We start from the raw sequence: 14,601 nt of genomic DNA, 5'->3' as shown, positions 1-14,601 counted from the left end.
GCGTGTCCCGCCGCCGAACGCGGGGCTGCGGTTCGATGACGGTCGGGAGGAAGCTCAACCACGCCAGTGCGATTCAGGTTAGCCTCACCTGGCCTGTTTGCGCCCGGTCGGGGTGGGCGCATGTCGTTCCAGGGAGGCAGATCATGGGATTCACACGCCGCCGGTTCCTGCACACGGGAATCGGCGTCTCGGCCGCGCTGCTGGCCGCGGCCTGCGCGGGCACCGGCGATCCGTCGTCCGGGCCACAGCGCGGCGGCACACTGCGCGTCGGCGCGCTCGGCGCGGCCGCCCGCCGCGAGGTCGACCCGCACGCCAACCTCGCCAACGACAGCGACTTCCTCGCCGCGTCCCTGCTCTACGACGCGCTCACCGTGCCCGGCGCGAACCCGACCGTCGCCCCGCGCCTGGCCACCGCGTGGGAAGCCGATGCGGCACAGCGGCGGTGGAGTTTCACCCTCGCGCCCGGGGCCGCCTTCCACAGCGGCGCGCCGGTCACCGCCGAGGACGTGGTCTGGTCGATGCGCAGGCTGCGGGCGGTGGGCGGCGCGTCCAAGATGCCGGTGCCCGAGGCGGGCATCGCCGCCGACGGCGCGAACCGGGTGGTGTTCACCCTCGACGAGCCCAATACGCAACTGCCGCTGCTGCTCCGGTTGATGACCTTCACCGTGCCCGCGGGCACCACCGACTTCACCGCGAGCGTCGGCAGCGGCCCGTTCCGGCTCGACTCCGCCGGCGGCGACACCACCCGGCTGGTGCGCAACGAACGCTGGCACGGCGGCGCGCCCCCGCTCGACGCCATCGAGATCACCGCCTTCGGCAGCGCCGACGCCCTGAGCAACGCGGTGCTCGGCGGTCAGCTCGACCTGGCCTCCAACGTCGGCGCCATCGCGGGCCGCGCCGCCGCGGCACGCGGCGACCTGCGGGTGATCCGCCGCGCCGACGACACCATGGTCGGCCTCGCCATGCGCACCGCCGACGGACCGTTCGCCGACCCCCGGGTGCGCGCGGCCGTGCGGCTCGGCGTGGACCGGCAGCGCCTGGTCGACCAGGTCTACTCCGGCTTCGGCAGGACCGCCGCCGACGTGCTCGGCACCGCCGACCCGCTCTACGACACCGCGCTGTCGCGGGCGCGCGACGTCGACCGGGCGCGAACGCTGTTGCGCGAGGCGAACTTCGACACCGGTCGCACCCACGCCCTCGTCACCAAGGCCGAGGTCGCGGGCGAGGTCGAGTCCGCCCGGGTGCTGGCGACCCAGCTCGGCGAGATCGGCCTGCGGCTCGAGGTGCAGGTGGCCGAATCGGGCGCCTTCTACGACCGCACCTGGCTGACCGCCCCGCTCTACACCGTGTCCTGGGGCACCAACGACTCGGTGCTGTTCCTGGCCGCCAAGCTCATGACCTCCGGCTCCAACCGCAACGAGACCGCCTTCCGCGACCCGGAGTTCGACGCCGCCACCGCCCGCGCCCTCGCCGCGACCGACGAGACCGCCCTCGCCGCGGCCTGCCGCGAGGTCCAGCGCATCCAGTTCGAGCGCGGCGGCTACCTGGTGTGGGGGATGGCCGACGGGGTCGACGTCGCCCGCACCGGCGTGTCCGGCCTGCCCACCCTCGGCGGTTTCGGGCGGGTGCAGCTGGAACGCGCCTGGCTGGCATGACCGCGCTCGGCGTGCTGATCCGGGTGGCGGCGCGTCGCGTCGCGCTGCTCGTCGCCCTGCTCGCCGTGGTGTTCGTCGCGGTCGACCTGCTGCCGGGCGACGCGGCGCGGGCCGCGCTCGGGCGCGACGCGACGCAGGCGCAGCTCGCGGCCGCGCGGCACGAACTCGGGCTGGACCGGGCCCTGCCCCTCCAGTTCGCGCACTGGATCTCGGGCGTGCTCACCGGCGACTTCGGCACCACCGCGCGCGGCAGGCCCATCGGCGCGCTGCTGGCCGACGCCGTGCCGCCCACGCTGCTGCTCGGCGGCATCGCCCTGGCGCTGACCGTGGTCGGCTCGCTCGCGCTCGGCGTGTGGTGGACGGTGCGACCGGACGCGCTGGGCGCGCGCCTGCTGCAACCGGTCACGGTGGTCGGGGTCGCGATACCGGAATTCGTGGTCGGGACGCTGCTCATCCTGGTGTTCTCGCTGGCCACCGGCCTGCTGCCCGCGGTGACCGTGACCGGGCGCGACGGCTGGCCCGCGGGCCCGGAGATGCTGGTGCTGCCCGTCCTGGCGCTGGCCATACCCCAGATCGGCTGGAACACCCGGATCGTGCGCTCGGCGCTGGCCGACGTGGCGCGGCTGCCGCACGTCGAGGCCGCCGTGCTCGACGGCCTGCCGCCCCGGATCGTGGTGCTGCGGCACATGTTCCCGTTCGCGCTGCCCACGGTGCTCGCCGGGTACGCCACCTCGGTGGGCATGCTGCTCGGCGGCGCGCTGGTGGTCGAGACGCTCTTCAACTACCCGGGAGTCGGCGCGCTACTGGCCGGTTCGGTGGCCGACCGGGACACCTCGCTGGTCGCGGCCGTGGTCGCGGTGACCGGGGTGGTGATCATGGGGCTGCTCGTGATCGCGGACGCGACCCGGGCCTGGGCGATGCGGGAGCTGCGATGAAGCCCCCGGCGCGGATCGGCGTCCTCGCGCGCCGCACCGGTCGTCACCCCGTCGCCCTGCTGTTCGTCGCCCTGCTGGTCGCGGCGGCCTGCGTGGGGCCCGCGCTGGCCCCGCACCCGCTGGAGGCACCGGTCGGCATGCCGTTCGCCGGGCCCGGCGGGGACGCGCCGCTGGGCACCGACCGCCTCGGCCGTGACGTCCTCAGCCGATTGCTGGCCGGCGGCTGGGGCCTACTGCTCGTCGCCGCGGTCGTCGCGGCGACGGTGACGGTGTTCTCGGCCGTGCTGGGGATCGTCGCGGTGCTGCGGCCCCGGGTCGGCCGGGTGGTCGAGACCCTCGGCGACCTGGTGATCCTGGTGCCCGCGGTGCTCGGCACGGTGCTGGTGCTGACGGCCTGGCCCGAGGCGGGCGCGGCCGGGCTCGTCGTGGTCTCCTGGATCTTCGGGATCCCGTACTGCGCGCGGATCTTCGCCGCCGCGGCCGCGCCGGTGGTGGCGGGCGGCTACGTCGAAGTCGCCGTCGCGGCAGGCGAATCCCTGCCCTACCTGGTCTTCCGCGAGGTCCTGCCGAACCTGCGCGCGGTCTTCGCGGCACAGCTCGGCCTGCGGTTCGTGGTCGGCGTGTACCTCGTGTCGACCGTGGCGTTCCTCTCCCTGCCCGGCGCCCTCGGCGAGGTGGACTGGGCGAGCATGGTGCGCGACAACGCCTCCGGTCTCCTGCTCAACCCGTGGGCGGTCCTGGCGCCCAGCGCCGCCATCGCGCTGATCGCGGTGGGGGTCAACCTGGTGGTGGCCGGGCGCGACACCGTCGCCGGCGCGCGGCGGTCGGTGGCGTCCGGGCCGGGTCGCCCTCGCCCCGCGCCGGATCACGCGGCGCGGGTCGCACCGGCGCCGGCGGAGCCGCCGGACGATCGCGGCGTGCCCGTGCGCGTCGAATGTTTCTCCGCGGCGGCGGATTCCGGCGCGGTCCTCGTCGCGCCGCTGTCGTTCCAGGCGAAGGCGGGCGCGGTCACCGCGCTGACCGGGCCGTCGGGCTCCGGCAAGTCGACGGTGCTGCGTGCCCTGCTCGGGCACCTGCCCCCGGGCGCGCGGCGCACCGGCGGGTCCGTGACCGTCCGGGGCACCGATGTCCTCGCGCTCGACCCCGACGCCCTGCGCGCCTTCCGCCGCGACCGGGTCACCTACATCGGCCAGGACCCGGGCTCGGAGCTGAACCCGCTGCGGCGGGTCGGGGCGGTCCTCGCCGAAGCGGCGCCCCGCGCGACCGAGGCCGACCGCGCGGACACCCTGACCGCGCTCGGCCTCGACCCGGCGCTGCTGCGCAGGCGCTGCGGTCACCTGTCGGGCGGCCAGCAGCGCCGCGTCGCGCTCGCCAAGGCCCTGCTGCGCCGCACCGACATCCTCGTCCTCGACGAACCCCTGGCCGGCCTCCAGGGCGAACTCCGCACCGACATCGCCCGCCGCCTGGCCGACCTCGCCGAGGCGCACGGCGTCACCGTCGTCCTGTCCAGCCACGACCTGGCGACCGTAGCGGCCGTCGCGCACGCGGTGGTCGACCTCGCCGCGCCGCCGGATCCGATGTCCGGCGCGGACGCGCCGAGGAGGCGCGAGGACGACGCCGAGGCGCCGGTGGACAGCGCGGACGGCAGGCTGTCCGATCCCGCCGCGCAGGGGGTGCGTGCGAGCGCGCCCCGTGCGCCGGCGGGCGGTCACGGCGTCCGGTCGTCCGACTGTGCCCGGGGGACGCCGGATTCGAGCGTGCCGGACCATTCGGCGCCGGTGTGCGGTGGCGTCGGCCGGTCGTTGGATCTTGCCGAGGGGACGCCGGATTCGAGCGTGCCGGACCATTCGGCGCCGGTGGGCCGCTGCGGCGGCCGGTCGTCCGATCGTGCCGGGGGAACGGCGGATTCGAGCGTGCTGCGCGCGCGGGGGATCGGTGTGTCGGTGGGCGGACGGGTGCTCGTCGACGGCCTCGATCTGACCCTGTCGCCGGGCGAGTCCGTGGCGCTGGTCGGGCCGTCGGGCGCCGGGAAGACCACCCTGGCCCGCACGCTCGCGGGCCTGCGCCCGCCGTCGGACGGCACGATCGCCTGGGCGGGATCGGCCGGCGACCGCCCGGCGCCCGCCGATGTGCAACTGGTGCACCAGGATCCGCGCGGGGCGCTCAACCCTCGGCGCACCGTCGGGCGGGCCCTGGCCCGGCCGGTGCGCAGGCGCGGACGGGTGCCGCGCGCCGCGCTGGAGGCGCGGGTCGCCGAGCTGCTCGCCACCGTCGATCTGGCGCCCGAGCTGGCCGGCCGCTACCCGCACGAACTCTCCGGCGGGCAGCGTCAGCGGGTCGCCCTCGCCCGCGCCCTCGCCGCGGACCCGCGCGTCCTGATCTGCGACGAGACGACCTCCGCGCTGGACCCCGGCACCGCCGCGGTGGTGCTGCGCGCGCTGGACCGGTTCCGCACCGAACGCGGGACCGCCCTGCTGATCATCAGCCACGACAGCGCCGTCGTCGACACCTGGTGTCACCGGCGGGTGGAGCTCGGCGGTGCCCCTGCGCCGCCCCTGACCACCGCCGATGTGGACTATCCGCCGTGAATCTGGATCATGGTTGTGGTGTCTACGAAGACTGCCTGTCTGCTGGCCGCGGTAGCGGTGGCGGCGCTGCTGGCCGGGTGCGGCTCCAAGGTCGCCATCCCCGGTGACATGCCGCCGGGGGCGGGCGCGCCCCTGCCCGCGATCGATGTCGACGCGCCCGGCCGGGCATCGGACCAGTTACACGACTGGGCCGGGCAGCAGGCGGACGCGCTCGGCATCGAGCCGACCGCGCTCCAGGCCTACGGCTACGCCGCCGCCGTGCTGGCCAGGTCCGAACCCGAGTGCGGCATCGGCTGGACCACCCTGGCCGGGATCGGCAGCGTGGAGAGCGGGCACGGCACCCACCGCGGCGCCCACGTCGACGCCGACGGCACCGTCCGGCCGCGCATCATCGGCGTCGCCCTCGACGGCACCCGCGGCAACGCCGAGATCCGCGACACCGACGGCGGGCGACTCGACGGCGACGACACCTTCGACCGCGCGGTCGGTCCGCTGCAGTTCATCCCCGAGACCTGGAAGCGCTGGGGCGTCGACGCCAACGGCGACGGGGTCGCGGACCCGCAGAACATCGACGACGCCGCCCTCACCGCCGCCCGCTACCTGTGCTCGCGCGGCGGCGACCTCACCTCGGCGGGCGGCTGGCAGCAGGCCCTCTACGCCTACAACCAGTCCCGCAGTTACATGCGCGTCGTGCGCGACCGCGCGGCGGCCTACAGCATCGGCGTGCGCGCGTAAACCCACCCCGGACCCGGAGTGCCGGTTCGTTCGGTGAACAGCGAGACGATAGGCTCGCACCGCACGGCCATCCGCAGGCAGACCTACCGTGCCAACAGTCGTAAGGAGTCGTTTTCGTGGCCATCATCGAACAGGTCGGAGCGCGCGAGATTCTCGATTCGCGCGGCAACCCCACCGTCGAGGTCGAGATCGCCCTCGACGACGGCACCCTGACCAGGGCCGACGTTCCCTCCGGCGCCTCCACCGGCGAGCACGAGGCCGTCGAGCTGCGTGACGGCGGCGACCGCTACAACGGCAAGGGCGTCACCAAGGCCGTCGAGGGCGTCCTCGACGAGATCGCCCCGGCGATCATCGGCCTCGACGCGGTCGAGCAGCGCACCGTCGACCAGGTCCTGCTCGACCTCGACGGTACCCCCGACAAGTCGCGCCTCGGCGCCAACGCCCTGCTCGGCGTCTCGCTGGCCGTGGCCCGCGCCGCCGCCGAGTCCTCGGGCCTCGAGCTCTTCCGCTACCTGGGCGGCCCGAACGCCCACGTGCTGCCCGTGCCGATGATGAACATCCTCAACGGCGGCGCCCACGCCGACACCGGCGTCGACGTCCAGGAGTTCATGGTCGCCCCGATCGGCGCCCCGACCTTCCGCGAGTCGCTGCGCTGGGGCGCGGAGGTCTACCACTCGCTCAAGTCGGTGCTCAAGAGCAAGGGCCTGTCCACCGGCCTCGGCGACGAGGGCGGCTTCGCCCCCGACGTCGCGGGCACCAAGGAGGCCCTCGACCTGATCTCGGTCGCCATCGAGAAGGCCGGCTACAAGCTGGGCACCGATGTGGCCCTGGCCCTGGACGTGGCCGCCACCGAGTTCTACACCGCCGGTAGCGGTTACAAGTTCGAGGGCAGCGTCCGCTCCGCTGAGGAGATGGGCCGCTTCTACGCCGAGCTCGCCGCCTCCTACCCGCTGGTCTCCATCGAGGACCCGCTGTCGGAGGACGACTGGGACGGCTGGGTCGCGCTCACCGACGCCATCGGCGACAAGGTGCAGCTCGTCGGCGACGACCTGTTCGTCACCAACCCCGAGCGTCTGGAAGAGGGCATCGCCAAGGGCGCGGCCAACGCGCTGCTGGTGAAGGTCAACCAGATCGGCACCCTGACCGAGACCCTCGACGCGGTCGAGCTGGCCCACCGCAACGGCTACAAGACCATGATGTCGCACCGTTCCGGCGAGACCGAGGACACCACCATCGCCGACCTCGCGGTCGCCGTCGGGTCGGGTCAGATCAAGACCGGCGCGCCCGCGCGTTCGGAGCGGGTCGCCAAGTACAACCAGCTGCTGCGTATCGAGGACGCCCTGGGCGACTCGGCCCGCTACGCCGGTGACGTGGCCTTCCCGCGTTTCACGTTCGAAGGCTGAGCAGGACGGCAGTACCGCAGGAGCAGAGAGATGACGGGGTGAGGCGCCGATGACCGAGCGACGCGCGCGCGGGACCAGTCCGGCCGGACGAGGGGACCGCCGCACGTCGCGGGCCACGCGCTCACGCACCACCCCGCTCGACGCGGGTCGCCCCGCCGCCGCCAAACGCACCACCCGCCGCCGTCCCGACACGACGGCGGCGCGGCCCGCGAAGGCCCGGCGGGGCGCGCCCCGCGCCGAACACACCATCCTCGGGCTCTCCACCGGCAAGGCCGTCATCCTGGCGGCCGTGCTGTGCGGCCTCGCGCTCACCCTGGCCGTGCCGACCCGCACGTACTTCAGTCAGCGCGCCGAGGCCGCCCAGCTCGCCGCGCAGCGCCAGGAACTCGAAGCCGATCTGGACGCGTTGCGCAATCGCCGTGCCCAGCAACAGGATCCGGCGTTCATCCGCTCCGAGGCCCGCGACCGGCTGCGTCTGGTGATGCCGGGGGAGACCCCCTACATCGTGCAGATCCCCGGCATCGAGGAGCCCGCGCCGCCCCCGATGAGCACCCGCGCCCCCGCGCCGGACCCCTGGTACACCGACATGTGGCGCAGCATCTCCGAACCCCAGCCCGCCAAGGCGTCGCCGACCACTCCCGGTCCGCCGCCCGCCGCGCCCCCGCCCGCCCCGGAAGGACAGAGGTGACCGCACCGACCGAGCACGATCTGGAGATCATCGCCGAGCAGCTGGGCCGCGCCCCGCGCGGCGTGCTCGCCGTCGCCTACCGCACCCCCGACGGCCTGCCCGCCGTGGTCAAGACCGCGCCGCGCCTGCCCGACGGCACCCCGTTCCCCACCCTGTACTACCTGACGGACCCGCGGCTCACCGCCGAGGCGAGCCGCCAGGAGTCGGCCGGGGTCATGCGCGAGATGACCGAGCGGTTGCAGAACGATCCCGAGCTGGCCGCCGCCTACCGCGCCGCGCACGAGTCCTACCTGGCCGAACGCGACGAGATCGAGTCTCTGGGCACCGACTTCAGCGGCGGCGGCATGCCCGACCGGGTGAAGTGCCTGCACGTGCTGATCGCGCACTCGCTGGCCAAGGGGCCCGGGGTCAATCCGTTCGGCGACGAAGCGGTGGCGCTGGCCGCGGACGCCGGGCTGCGTGGGACCGCCATCCCGGCGGACTGGCCCGCCGCCCGGTCCACCGCCGAGGAGCGCTAGGCCCGGCCTGTCCGGACCTGCGGCGCGGTCGGCCGTCGCGTCGCCCGGCATAATCGCGGGCAGCGCCCGGTGCACGGCGTGACGTCGGAGATCTGGAGGAAACCTCATGGGTGAGCGCATCGCCGCCGTGGACTGCGGCACGAACTCGATCCGTCTGCTGATCGCCGAGGCGGACGCCGACGGCGTCCTGACCGACGTGCACCGGGAGATGCGCATCGTGCGGCTCGGTCAGGGCGTCGACGCGACCGGCCGGCTCGCGCCCGAGGCGATCGAGCGCACCCGGGCCGCCCTCGCCGACTACGTGGACCTGATGCGCGCCCACGGCGTCGCCAAGGTGCGGATGGTCGCCACCTCGGCCACCCGCGACGCGGCCAATCGCGAGGACTTCTTCGCGATGACCCGCGCCGAGCTCGGCCGCGTGGTGCCCGGCGCGGTCGCCGAGGTCATCACCGGCGACGAGGAGGCGCGCCTGTCGTTCGCCGGCGCGGTGGGCGAACTGCCCAGCGAGGCGGGCCCGTTCGTGGTCGTCGACCTCGGCGGCGGCTCCACCGAACTCGTCGTCGGCGACGGCGCGGGCGTGCGGGCGGCCTATTCCGCCGACATCGGCTGCGTCCGCATCACCGAACGCTGCCTGCCGGGCAACCCGCCGACCGCCGAAGAGATCGCGGCCGCACGGGAATTCGCCCGTGCGAAGCTCGACGAGGCCTTCGACCGCGTGCCCGTGGACAGCGTGCGCACCTGGGTCGGGGTCGCGGGCACCATGACCACCATCACCGCCGTCGCCCTCGACCTGCCCGAATACGACTCCACGCGCGTGCATCTCACGCGGCTGACCCTCGACCAGGTGCACCAGGTCTGCGATCGGCTCATCGCCATGGATCACGACCAGCGGGCCGCGCTCGGCCCCATGCATCCCGGCCGGGTGGACGTCATCGGCGGCGGCGCGGTCATCACCGAGGAACTCGCCGACGAACTGGCGCGCCGCGCGGGCGTGAAAGAACTCGTCGTCAGCGAGCACGACATCCTCGACGGCATCGCGCTGTCGGTCGTGCAGGCCGTCTGACCCTCCGAGAACCCCGCCCTCGCGCGGGGTTTTTCTCGGCCCGCGCTGCTAGACAAAAGTGCATATCTGTCTTACCGTCGAGTCATGAGCACCACATTGCCTCGTTCGGTCGGGTTCGAGCTCCGGTCGGGCGAGTCCTGGCGTGACCCCTGGCCCATGTACGCGGCGCTGCGGGATCACGACCCGGTGCACCGGGTGGTTCCCGACGGACGGGAGGAGCACGACTACTACGTGCTGTCCCGGCACGCCGACGTGTGGGCCGCGGCGCGCGACCCCGAGGTGTTCTCCTCGGCGTCCGGGCTCACCGTCGACTACGTGGATCTGGCGGCGGCGGGGTTCGGCGGGGTCAAACCGTTCGTGTTCATGGACCCGCCCGAGCACACCGGGTTCCGGCGGCGGGTCGCGCCCGGTTTCACGCCGCGCCAGGTGAATTCGGTGGAGCCCGCGGTCCGGCGGTTCGTCGTCGAGCGCATCGAGCGGCTGCGCGCCGCGGGCGAGGGCGACATCGTGGCCGAACTGCTCAAGCCGCTGCCGACCATGGTGGTCGCGCACTATCTCGGGGTCCCCGAAGCCGACCACGGCAGGTTCGACGCCTGGACCGAGAACATCGTCGGCGGCGCGGTCGCGGGCGCCGGACTCGCCGCGGGCGACCAGCACGCCTTCACCGCGGTCGGCGAACTGGTCGGCTACTTCACCGAACTGATCGCCCGGCGCCGCGTCGAACCCGGCGACGACACCATTTCCCACCTGCTCGCCTCCGGCCTCGGCGACGACGGCGACGAGGGCATGATCGCCATGCTCGGCTTCGCCTTCACCATGATCACCGGCGGCAACGACACCACCACCGGCAACCTGGGCGGCGCCGTCCAGCTGCTCACCGCGCACCCGGACCAGCGCAGGCTGCTCCTCGACGACCCGTCGCTCATCGGAGATTCGGTCGAGGAATTCCTCCGGATGACCTCGCCCGTGCAGGGGCTCGCCCGCACCACTACCCGCGAGGTCACCATCGGCGACACCACCATTCCCGCCGGCCGCCGCGTCCTGCTGCTCTACGGCTCGGCCAACCGCGACGACCGCGAATTCGGTCCCACCGCAGGAGAACTCGACGTCCGCCGCAACCCCAAGCGGATCCTCACCTTCAGCCACGGCCATCACCACTGCCTCGGCGCCGCGGCCGCCCGGATGCAGGCACGGGTCGCCCTGGAGGAACTGCTCGCCCGGTGCCCCGACTACACCGTCGACCTCGCGGCGGTGCGGTGGTCGCAGGGCAACTACGTGCGCTGGCCCGTGTCCGTGCCCTTCCGTGCCGAGGGTGCGGCGTGAGCGGGGACTGGCTGGCCGCCGGCCGCGCGGACCTGGCCGCCGAGCGCATCCTCGACGCGGCCGCCGAACTGTTCGCCGAGCGGGGCGTCGACGCGGTCGGGATGGGCGACATCGCCAAGGCGGCCGGGTGCTCGCGCGCGACGCTGTATCGCTACTTCGAGAACCGCCAGGCGGTGCGGGTGGCCTTCGTGCACCGCGAGACCCGCCGCATCGTCGCCCGCCTCGGCGACGAGGTCGCCGGGATCGCCGATCCCGCCGAGCGCGTCATCGCCGCCATGCTCGGCGCGGTGCGCGAGGTCCGCGCCGACCCGCTGCTCATCGCCTGGTTCCGCGGCGACGCGGCCACGGCGGGCAGTATCAGCCGCGACTCCGACGTCATCGAGTCCCTGGCGGCCTCGATGTTCGCCGACACCGAGCACAGCGACCCCGAGCGCGGGCGGCTGGCCCGCTGGCTGACCCGCGTGATCGTCTCGCTGCTCACCACGCCCGGCCGCGACGCGACCGACGAGCGGCTCATGCTGGAGGAGTTCGTCGCGCCCCTGCTGACGGGTGCCCGCCAGGGGCGCTGAGGTCACCGCCCGGTGCGCTCCCGGTGCGCGCAGCCGGGCCAGCAGCACGGCCGCCGCTGCCCCTCCTCGAGCTCCTCCTGGGTGCGCCGGATCCGGCGCTCTCGGGTCGCGGGCTGTTTCGCGTCCTCCACCCAGCAGATGAACTCGTTGCGGGCCAGCGGGGTGATGTCGCGCCAGGCGGCCAAGGCCACCGCGTTCGCGGCCAGCGCCGCCCGCAGGTCGGCGGGCAGGTCGTGCACCACCCCGCCCGGAACCGGCTGACCAGTCATGTCCCCACGGTAGCGGACCGGGAACGACGCCGAGTCAACTAGAACGTGTTCTATATTCGAGGCAGAGTTCCGGCGATCCCCCAGGAGTCAAGACATGTACCAGTGGTCCGACGAAGACCTGATGTTCCGCGACGCGGTGCGCGGTTTCATCGCCAAGGAGGTCACCCCGCACATCGAGGCGCTGGAGAGCGGCGTGCTGCCGCCGTTCGACATCATCCGGAAGCTGTACGCCACCTTCGGGCTCGACGAGATGGCCCGCGACGGGCTGGCCAAGGCCCTCGCCAAGGAAGAGGCGGGCACCACCGGCTCGGGCAAGTCCGGCGGATTCAGCGGCGCGGGCAGCATGGGCGTCATCCTCAACAGCGAACTCGCCGGGGTGAGCCTCGGGCTCGTCGCCTCGATGGGCGTGAGCCTCGGCCTCACCGCCGCGACCATCCGCAGCCGGGGCACCCTGGCGCAGAAGAGGCGGTGGCTGCCCGAACTCGTCACGATGGAGAAGGTCGGCGCCTGGGCCATCACCGAACCCGACTCCGGCTCCGACGCCTTCGGCGGCATGAAGTCCTACGTCCGGCGCGACGGGGCGGACTACATCCTCAACGGCCGCAAGACCTTCATCACCAACGGCCCCTACGCCGACGTCACCGTCGTCTACGCCAAGCTCGACGAGCAGGACGGCACCGACCGCCGCGACCGCAAGGTGCTGACCTTCGTCCTCGACAAGGGCATGCCCGGCTTCGTCCAGAGCCCGCCGTTCAAGAAGATGGGCATGAACTCGTCGCCCACCGGCGAACTCTTCTTCGAGAACGTCCGCCTCACCCCCGACCGGCTCCTCGGCGAATCCGAGAGCGTGGCCGGGAACGACGGCAAGGACAGCGCCAAGGAATCCTTCGCCGCCGAACGCATCGGCATCGCGTCGCTGGCGCTCGGCATCATCAACGAATGCCACCGGCTGTGCGTCGATTACGCCAAGTCGCGCAAGCTGTGGGGCCGAGAGATCGCCCAGTTCCAGCTCATCCAGCTCAAGCTGGCCGAGATGGAGATCGCGCGCATCAACGTGCAGAACATGGTCTTCAACGCCATCGAACGCACCGCCGCGGGCGAGCGGGTCTCCCTCGCCGAAGCGTCGGCGATGAAGCTGTACTCCTCGCGCGCCGCCACCGAGGTCGCCATGGAGGCCGTGCAGCTCTTCGGCGGCAACGGCTACATGGCCGAGTACAAGGTCGAACAGCTCGCCCGCGACGCCAAGTCGCTCATGATCTACGCCGGCAGCAACGAAATCCAGGTCACCCACATCGCCAAGGGGCTGATCGCCGGATAAGAGCCCTGTTCGCGCCGGAGGGCCGCTCGTATACTCCGAGGATGCGCATCCACCGGAATGCCCTCGCCGGCGCCGTGGTGGTAGCCGCCGCGATCGGCGCTCTCGCGCCCTCGGCGTCGGCCACGCCGTCCTCGGGGGTGCGTGTCGAACAGCTGTCCCAGGTCGACGTGAGCGGCTTCGGCCCCTTCGCCGGGCTGCCCGGCGTGTACACCTTCCGGCGCATCACCGTCGCGCCCGGCGGCACCCTCGGCTGGCACTATCACGACGGCGCCGTGCTCGCCTTCGTGACCGCGGGCGAGGTGACCCGCTACGAGACCGACTGCGTGCCCGTCACCTACGCCGCCGGTCAGGGCCTGTCGGAAACCGTCGGCCCCGACCACGTGCACGTCGGCCGCAACCTCGGCGCCGACCCCGCCGTCCTGTACGTCGCCTACGTCAACCGGGCGGGCGAACCCCTCTTCGTCGACTCGCCCGCACCGGACTGCGCGTAACCGGGCCCGCGCCGCGGCGCCGTTCCCACCCCCGACCAGCCCCGATGAAGTGCCCCCACTGGGACTCGAACCCGGACTCGACGGGTGTGGTTCCGGAGCGAATGGACCTTCACGGCCGGTCACAGGTAATCACGATCGGCGGTCTACCTGTGGTGATGTCGGAATTGTATGGCTGATTGCTCACGGATGATCACGTACATTCACGGTGAATTCTTGGTGCAACCACCGATATCCCGCTCCTGCAAACGGTCCTGGACGACCCCGATTTCCAGGCCGGCCTGGCCACGACCTCGTTCATCGACGAGCGTCCCGAACTGCTCGCCCGCCACACCTCGGCCGACCGTGCCCCCAAGATCCTGGAGTACCTGGGCGATGTCACGGTCGACAAGCCCTACGGCGCGCGCCCGACCATGGTGTACCCGCATGACAAGCTGCCCGCCATCGACATGACGGTCGACCCGCCCGCCGGTTCGCGCCAGCGCCTGCGCGCTCGGTCCGGAAGGGTTTGTGACGGCGATGCGCGAACAGAAGGCGCTCGGTGTCACCGACACCAACCTTCCGCGACGCGCACCAGTCGCTGCTGGCGACGCGGGTACACACCAGCGGATTGCTCGCGGTGTCCGGGCATGTGGCGCGGTTGCCACCAGAGCTGCTCTCGATCGAGGCATGGGGCGGCGCGACCTACGATGTGGCGCTGCGGTTCCAGGTCACCCGTGCTTTCGTGGCAGAGGCCAGCGCCACCGGTGTGGACATCTTCCGCCTCTTCGACGCGCTCAACAATGTCGACCAGATGCGCCCTGCCATCGACGCCGTGCGCGAAACCGGAACCGCCCTCGCCGAAGTGGCGCTGTCCTCAATCGGCGACCTGTCCGACCCGGGCGAAAACCTCTACACCCTGGACTATTACCTGAAGCTGGCCGAACAGATCGTCGACGCGGGGCGCCCACGTGTTCGCGATCAAGGACATGGCCGGCCGCTTGGACCGCCTGCGCCAAGCCAGGGCATCGCCCACGACCCGCGTCGCCCTGGTTGTAAACCTTAGTGCC

The 14,601-nt window shown here is 72.9% G+C and carries 13 protein-coding genes and 2 pseudogenes; 14 read left to right on the top strand and 1 reads right to left on the bottom strand.

Features of this window, described 5'->3' with window-relative positions:
- Positions 1-143 precede the first annotated feature (143 nt).
- From ON36_RS22875 to ON36_RS22830, 10 genes are all read left to right on the top strand, one after another.
- On the top strand, positions 144-1,655 hold the full coding sequence (locus tag ON36_RS22875) for an ABC transporter substrate-binding protein (protein ID WP_043657350.1): 1,512 nt from the start codon (positions 144-146) through the stop codon (positions 1,653-1,655).
- A complete protein-coding gene (locus ON36_RS22870) occupies positions 1,652-2,590 on the top strand; it encodes an ABC transporter permease (RefSeq protein ID WP_043657347.1) in 939 nt (312 codons plus the stop codon). The genes ON36_RS22875 and ON36_RS22870 overlap by 4 nt, the downstream gene beginning before the upstream one ends.
- Positions 2,587-5,178, top strand: a complete 2,592-nt coding sequence (locus tag ON36_RS34985; RefSeq protein ID WP_083885322.1) for an ABC transporter ATP-binding protein/permease — start codon at positions 2,587-2,589, stop codon at positions 5,176-5,178. Before ON36_RS22870 ends, ON36_RS34985 begins: the two co-directional genes overlap by 4 nt.
- A gap of 9 nt (positions 5,179-5,187) precedes the next feature.
- Entirely contained in the window at positions 5,188-5,913 is a 726-nt protein-coding gene (locus tag ON36_RS22860; protein WP_043657344.1) for a lytic transglycosylase domain-containing protein, read from the top strand.
- 116 nt (positions 5,914-6,029) lie between these two features.
- On the top strand, positions 6,030-7,316 hold the full coding sequence (eno, locus tag ON36_RS22855; RefSeq protein ID WP_043657342.1) for a phosphopyruvate hydratase: 1,287 nt from the start codon (positions 6,030-6,032) through the stop codon (positions 7,314-7,316).
- A 49-nt stretch (positions 7,317-7,365) separates the two neighbouring features.
- The gene (locus ON36_RS22850) at positions 7,366-8,004 is read left to right on the top strand and encodes an FtsB family cell division protein (protein ID WP_043657339.1); all 639 of its coding nucleotides are present in this window, start codon (positions 7,366-7,368) and stop codon (positions 8,002-8,004) included.
- Positions 8,001-8,522 carry a DUF501 domain-containing protein gene (locus tag ON36_RS22845; RefSeq protein ID WP_043657335.1) on the top strand — a complete coding sequence of 174 codons (522 nt, stop codon included), beginning with the start codon at positions 8,001-8,003 and terminating at the stop codon, positions 8,520-8,522. Before ON36_RS22850 ends, ON36_RS22845 begins: the two co-directional genes overlap by 4 nt.
- Positions 8,523-8,628: 106 nt before the next feature.
- Positions 8,629-9,585: a Ppx/GppA phosphatase family protein gene (locus ON36_RS22840; RefSeq protein ID WP_043657333.1), complete on the top strand. Its 957-nt coding sequence runs from the start codon at positions 8,629-8,631 to the stop codon at positions 9,583-9,585.
- An 84-nt stretch (positions 9,586-9,669) separates the two neighbouring features.
- Complete coding sequence (locus ON36_RS22835) at positions 9,670-10,908, top strand: cytochrome P450 (protein WP_043657331.1); 1,239 nt, start codon at positions 9,670-9,672, stop codon at positions 10,906-10,908.
- Positions 10,905-11,477, top strand: a complete 573-nt coding sequence (locus ON36_RS22830) for a TetR/AcrR family transcriptional regulator (protein WP_043657329.1) — start codon at positions 10,905-10,907, stop codon at positions 11,475-11,477. The genes ON36_RS22835 and ON36_RS22830 overlap by 4 nt, the downstream gene beginning before the upstream one ends.
- Positions 11,478-11,479: 2 nt before the next feature.
- Here the strand turns inward: ON36_RS22830 and ON36_RS22825 are convergent, their stop codons facing one another.
- Positions 11,480-11,746 carry a YdeI/OmpD-associated family protein gene (locus ON36_RS22825; RefSeq protein ID WP_043657327.1) on the bottom strand — a complete coding sequence of 89 codons (267 nt, stop codon included), beginning with the start codon at positions 11,744-11,746 and terminating at the stop codon, positions 11,480-11,482.
- A 94-nt stretch (positions 11,747-11,840) separates the two neighbouring features.
- Here ON36_RS22825 and ON36_RS22820 point away from each other — a divergent pair, with 94 nt between their 5' ends.
- The 4 genes and pseudogenes from ON36_RS22820 to ON36_RS36965 form a co-directional block, all read left to right on the top strand.
- Positions 11,841-13,064 carry an acyl-CoA dehydrogenase family protein gene (locus ON36_RS22820; RefSeq protein WP_043657324.1) on the top strand — a complete coding sequence of 408 codons (1,224 nt, stop codon included), beginning with the start codon at positions 11,841-11,843 and terminating at the stop codon, positions 13,062-13,064.
- Positions 13,065-13,105: 41 nt separating this feature from the next.
- Complete coding sequence (locus tag ON36_RS22815) at positions 13,106-13,555, top strand: cupin domain-containing protein (RefSeq protein WP_043657322.1); 450 nt, start codon at positions 13,106-13,108, stop codon at positions 13,553-13,555.
- A gap of 209 nt (positions 13,556-13,764) precedes the next feature.
- Positions 13,765-14,258, top strand: a pseudogene (locus ON36_RS36970) (pyruvate carboxylase); the annotation flags it as partial.
- A 3-nt stretch (positions 14,259-14,261) separates the two neighbouring features.
- Positions 14,262-14,535: pseudogene (locus ON36_RS36965) on the top strand (hypothetical protein); the annotation flags it as partial.
- Between the last annotated feature and the right edge of the window lie 66 nt (positions 14,536-14,601).

The organism is Nocardia thailandica NBRC 100428 (genome assembly GCF_000308795.1).
GTDB lineage: Bacteria > Actinomycetota > Actinomycetes > Mycobacteriales > Mycobacteriaceae > Nocardia > Nocardia thailandica.
The sequence above is the reverse complement of the archived record's forward strand: the minus strand, read 5'-3'. Positions and strand labels throughout refer to the sequence as shown.

What these genes read in the sequence shown, in the direction of transcription:
- ON36_RS34985 (WP_083885322.1), top strand. Translation starts at nt 2,587, where the DNA reads ATGAAGCCCCCGGCGCGGATCGGCGTCCTCGCGCGCCGCACCGGTCGT.
- ON36_RS22850 (WP_043657339.1), top strand. Translation starts at nt 7,366, where the DNA reads ATGACCGAGCGACGCGCGCGCGGGACCAGTCCGGCCGGACGAGGGGAC.
- ON36_RS22820 (WP_043657324.1), top strand. Translation starts at nt 11,841, where the DNA reads ATGTACCAGTGGTCCGACGAAGACCTGATGTTCCGCGACGCGGTGCGC.
- ON36_RS22815 (WP_043657322.1), top strand. Translation starts at nt 13,106, where the DNA reads ATGCGCATCCACCGGAATGCCCTCGCCGGCGCCGTGGTGGTAGCCGCC.
- ON36_RS22840 (WP_043657333.1), top strand. Translation starts at nt 8,629, where the DNA reads ATGGGTGAGCGCATCGCCGCCGTGGACTGCGGCACGAACTCGATCCGT.
- ON36_RS22875 (WP_043657350.1), top strand. Translation starts at nt 144, where the DNA reads ATGGGATTCACACGCCGCCGGTTCCTGCACACGGGAATCGGCGTCTCG.
- ON36_RS22825 (WP_043657327.1), bottom strand. Translation starts at nt 11,746, where the DNA reads ATGACTGGTCAGCCGGTTCCGGGCGGGGTGGTGCACGACCTGCCCGCC.
- ON36_RS22860 (WP_043657344.1), top strand. Translation starts at nt 5,188, where the DNA reads ATGGTTGTGGTGTCTACGAAGACTGCCTGTCTGCTGGCCGCGGTAGCG.
- ON36_RS22870 (WP_043657347.1), top strand. Translation starts at nt 1,652, where the DNA reads ATGACCGCGCTCGGCGTGCTGATCCGGGTGGCGGCGCGTCGCGTCGCG.
- ON36_RS22835 (WP_043657331.1), top strand. Translation starts at nt 9,670, where the DNA reads ATGAGCACCACATTGCCTCGTTCGGTCGGGTTCGAGCTCCGGTCGGGC.